Raw genomic sequence first — 4,325 nt, forward strand, 5'->3', positions numbered from 1 at the left:
CCGTTCACACCATCAGTGTGAGGGACGACCGCCGTCTTACCAAGCAAACCGCGAGCGCAGCGCGCCGCTCAAAATCGCCGTAGTGAAGTGAGCAGTTGGCCTGGCAGCCCGTTACCCCATCTAGGTCTGACAATGATAACGTTTATGACGCGCAAGATGTTAGAAGAAGATGCGCATTGGTAACATTGAAACTGCTTGCAAAACAGATTTATCGACCCAGCGTTTTGCAACCAGTTTCAAACTCGGGACAGTTAGCTCTTATCGGCCCCGGAAAAGATACTCGTAAATCCACGCGCCGACGAGGAAGCCCGGCCAAGATAACAGGAAGAAAGTAAACACCGCCAATGCGGAAAGGCTACGAGCGTCGGGGCGCGGAGAAAGCATAGCATCTAGCATGTCGTCGACTCCGTCACTTGATACGGACTTACGCATCCAAGTAAAGTAGAGAAGGCCGGAAAGCAGATATGCTGATGCTAATAAGGCTGAGTTCATTTGTTTGCCTTCCACCTCTTAACGACGTTCTGGACGCCGTGTCCTGCTGGTTGAATTCTCTTCTTCGGCCGCGAGCGCATGAGCTAAGAGCTCATTAATTGTTGCATTTCGGGAGACTGCTCGTCCGGTCATTTTCCTGCGAGCAAGCACAGCCTCGTCAACTCTGTGAACAAGTGCCAGAGGCACTACGATATGAAGTCTAGCTTCTGTTGTGGCTGATATTTCAGACATGGTCTTACTCTTCACGGAAAGGGACGTTCATCAGTTCGTCGAGCGACGGGATCGGCTCGTTGGGTGCGGGGGCAGCGGCTTTTGCCTGTTCCTCGCGCAGGCGCTGTGCGATCTGCGACGACGGATGCGGATTGTCCACGCCCCAGCGCCGCTGCTCTTTCAGCTTCTGCTGGATGATCCGGGCGGTACCAAGCATCTGTGCGGCTTCGGCTGTTTTCTTGGCATTCTCCTCGCGCATTTTCTCCTTGGCCCGTTCCTCAGCGATTATTAGGAAGACGTCGTCGCGGGAGTGCCCTTCGAGCAGCAACTTCTGGACGCGGCGTTCCTCGACGTCATCGATCTGCGCCACCCATTCCGCCTGCTTGTTGCCATGCCACGCCGGGACGATCCACGCCCGTTGCCTGCAAATGAAACTGATTGTCGGCAGCTTCGGAGCGCCTTCCTTGCCGGGCCGATCCATCCAACTGAAGAGCCTCTTGCGGATCATAAACCAGTCGCGGACGATCCACTCGAACATGTTGTGGCAGCTTTCGGGGGTGTCCTCCCAGCGCGAGAGGATAGTCTTATTCAGGATGCCCATCTCCTTCTCGGTCCACCTTACGAACATTGCGCCAGAGATGCCTGCGTTCTCGACGTCGTACGCACGGCGAAAGGTTTTCTCGATTGCGGCCGGTTTCAAAATCGTGCGGTGCGGCTCGATCTTGACGGGCTTTGGATCATTCCAGCCGTTGGAGGAGGGGGCGGGCGCAACCGGGGAGGACGTCTCTTTCTTCCGGGAAGACGGCTTCGCCGGTTTAAGGCTTGGCTTCGAGAAAAGTCCTTTTTCTGAAACCCAGTTCTGCGCCTCCGGCTTGCCGGGGGTCGCAGTCTCTTTCGACTTAGAAAGATCAGCTTGAAGAAAATCATCTTTAATGTCCGGACATTTTTGGCCGGAGGGGGCGGACATTTTTGTCCGGGGTAGCAACCGTATTTTCGTGAGTTTCAGACCGGCCATCGTCCATCCCAGAGTTGTGAGCGGCAGCTACTTGAGCCTGTTTCAGCCTCTTTGACACGGGGAGCATCGCTTCCTCCGGGGTCCAGTTGATGTTTGGAGTGATGCGCAGACCTTTGGTCATATCCGACCGGTCTACAACGATGAAGCGTTTGGCTTCGAGATTGGCGATGGTCCTGCGAATCGAGCGATCCGTCAGTCCGGTACCGCAATGGCGTTGGTCACCATTCTCGATAAAGCGTGAAGTGAATAGGCGGCTGGTAAAGCCCCAGCCAATGGTGGCGTCGAGGATGAAGCCCATCATACCGTACTCGGCCAGAGACATATGTGCCCGCCATATCCGGTTGAACGCACGAATGATTTCCTGCTGGACCCGAGGATTTTTTAGATCGCCGCTGCCTGACTCAGAACGTGTTGAGGGGTCCAGCGGAACGACGGTACTCTTTGCAGTAAACATGATTGGTAATTCCACGGAGTTGCGACTTGTGCAATCGTACTATATGCATCAATTATTCACAATAGAACGAAGAATTATATTATACTCTACTGTTGACGAAGAGAGTGTTGTTTGCTTGAGTATTCAGCTTACTCTAGACATCCATGTTACGTTGGAGTAATGCTGGGTCTTGCCCTCACCTGCAACAGGAAGTTTAGGAGACTTAGAAGTTCGACAGTGTGTCCGGCAAGAAAACCTGCCCCGCCCGAGGCGATAATTTGTTCCTATAAAACGCCTCGGACATTCGGCTGGTACAAGTGTGAAAGATCAAGTTTTGGATAACTGATATCTTCGATGGCCTCGGCTAGCGTGTTCGCGCGCAGTCCACTACCGTAATGATCCTCTGTGTTCTTTCCCGACCATCCGCCAAGTGCGCGTACCTTTTCGATCGATATATCCGCTTCGCGCAGCGCGTCACGGTAAGAATGTCGGAAGGAATGGAAGACCTTTTTCTTGTCCTTGATTTTCACGTGATCTAAGAAGCGCGCGAAATACTTGGAAAACGGATCGGAACGATAGCCTGTGGAGCCCAGCGGCAACTCCGGAAACAGAACATCCGTCGCTAAACTCTTCTCACGGCGCGTAGTCACATAACGAAGAAGGCCGACGTGCCGGAGTTCACTGTGGATCGGAATAAAACGTTGACCAGCAGCAGTCTTGATCCGCTTGGTTTCTCCATCATCATCCCCGCGAATGAGAATGATGTCCACGTCGTCTTCGATTACGAAGTCATCAAGGGTTAGCTGGCAGATCTCATTGAGACGCATTCCCGTGTACAGCGCGATAAGTGGTATCCAAAAGCGGCCACGCCGGGGCATGTTCGGGCCGGGCCTTGCATACCCATAATCGTCATCGACACAGCCGGTATATATAGGCGCGCTAAATATCTTGGTCAGTTCATCGCTGGTAAAGGGATCGCGCCGGTCTTTCGCTCGTACTTTCTCGCCACGGAACAACAAGCCGCTCGTCGGATCGTTCGCGACGAAACCTTCGTCTGCTGCAAAGCGGAACAACGCGCCCAACTGGCGCAAATACCCATTGGCGGTATCTATCGAGAGGACCGGCAACTCCCTCCCTGCCCCGAACTCGATGGCTTCGAATATCGTGGCGTTTGGAAAATGCTTGGATGCATTGCTAGGCAATTTTACAATTAGCGCCATGAACTCCCGCACACGTTGCCGATCAATACGATCAATCGGCGTATCTTCATTGAAAAATGCCTTGATTATTGCCCATTGGGCGTCCCGCTTTTTGGCCGACTTTCCAGCAAGCGGAGTTTTTGTCGCATCGCTTCGGAACTGCTGCATCAGTTTTTTCAAGGTGAATTTTGCAACCGGTTGCAAAGTTGTTTGGGCCGTGAGGGTTGCAAATTGAGGATCAAGACTCACCTGCGCACCCGCACACTACGCTGAAAGTCGCGTTTCGCTATCTCAATGATAGCAGGGTGAAGAACTCTCTCCAGGCGCAGACTGCCATCTGACGATGGATCAAACTCTAATCCTTCCTCGGTCAATATTGTCTTCGCCGCCTGATAAGCAGCGGGAGCCACATTCTCCTCCGATATGGACATTGCGTAGTCATAGTGCGCATCATCGCCTTCGAGGTAAGTGCCGCTGGAACTAACGCTCTTTCTCTCCTTCTCGATAAACCAATTAGATACGAGGTACCAGATTTCGCGGTCCGAGAGACTGTAATCGCGCTTCGGTCGCAGCCTCCCGCGCAATAGCTCCCATTCTGCATCCAGCCTTACGCGTTCATAGCGTGCGCGAAGCTTGGCTTCTCTCAGGTCACCGGTCTTGAGAGATTTCTTGATTTCTGTTTTGCCAACCAATGGGCGTAGCTCATCGGGTACTCGAAGGCGAAACCAATAAATGCTGCCTCTGAGCTGAAGGTTCTCTGCTTTCTTCGACAAGGCCCACCGCATTTGTGTACCACTTTTGTGTACCACTTTGCCAAACCAGGGCATTGAAATCAAAAGGTTTTTAGGGAAATCAACTATATAACTAGGTAGTGGTGGAGCCAAGCGGGATCGAACCGCTGACCTCTTGCATGCCATGCAAGCGCTCTCCCAGCTGAGCTATGGCCCCGTCGCAGACGGGCCGGATTCTCCGGAAG

At 53.0% G+C, this 4,325-nt stretch carries 4 protein-coding genes and 1 tRNA gene; all 5 read right to left on the bottom strand.

The genetic code is table 11. The annotated features are described in order from the left end of the window. Nucleotides 1-727: 727 nt before the first annotated feature. On the bottom strand, nucleotides 728-1,717 hold the full coding sequence (locus AAAB35_RS14380; protein WP_340668970.1) for a hypothetical protein: 990 nt from the start codon (nucleotides 1,715-1,717) through the stop codon (nucleotides 728-730). Beyond that, the gene (locus tag AAAB35_RS14385; RefSeq protein ID WP_340668971.1) at nucleotides 1,632-2,171 is read right to left on the bottom strand and encodes a hypothetical protein; all 540 of its coding nucleotides are present in this window, start codon (nucleotides 2,169-2,171) and stop codon (nucleotides 1,632-1,634) included. Before AAAB35_RS14385 ends, AAAB35_RS14380 begins: the two co-directional genes overlap by 86 nt. A 263-nt stretch (nucleotides 2,172-2,434) precedes the next feature. After that, the gene (locus AAAB35_RS14390) at nucleotides 2,435-3,598 is read right to left on the bottom strand and encodes a site-specific integrase (RefSeq protein ID WP_340668972.1); all 1,164 of its coding nucleotides are present in this window, start codon (nucleotides 3,596-3,598) and stop codon (nucleotides 2,435-2,437) included. After that, entirely contained in the window at nucleotides 3,595-4,122 is a 528-nt protein-coding gene (locus AAAB35_RS14395) for a DUF6538 domain-containing protein (RefSeq protein WP_340668973.1), read from the bottom strand. Before AAAB35_RS14395 ends, AAAB35_RS14390 begins: the two co-directional genes overlap by 4 nt. Before the next feature lie 99 nt (nucleotides 4,123-4,221). Then, nucleotides 4,222-4,297, bottom strand: a tRNA-Ala gene (locus tag AAAB35_RS14400). Between the last annotated feature and the right edge of the window lie 28 nt (nucleotides 4,298-4,325).

The organism is Phyllobacterium sp. (assembly GCF_037994425.1).
Taxonomy (GTDB): Bacteria; Pseudomonadota; Alphaproteobacteria; order Rhizobiales; family Rhizobiaceae; genus Phyllobacterium.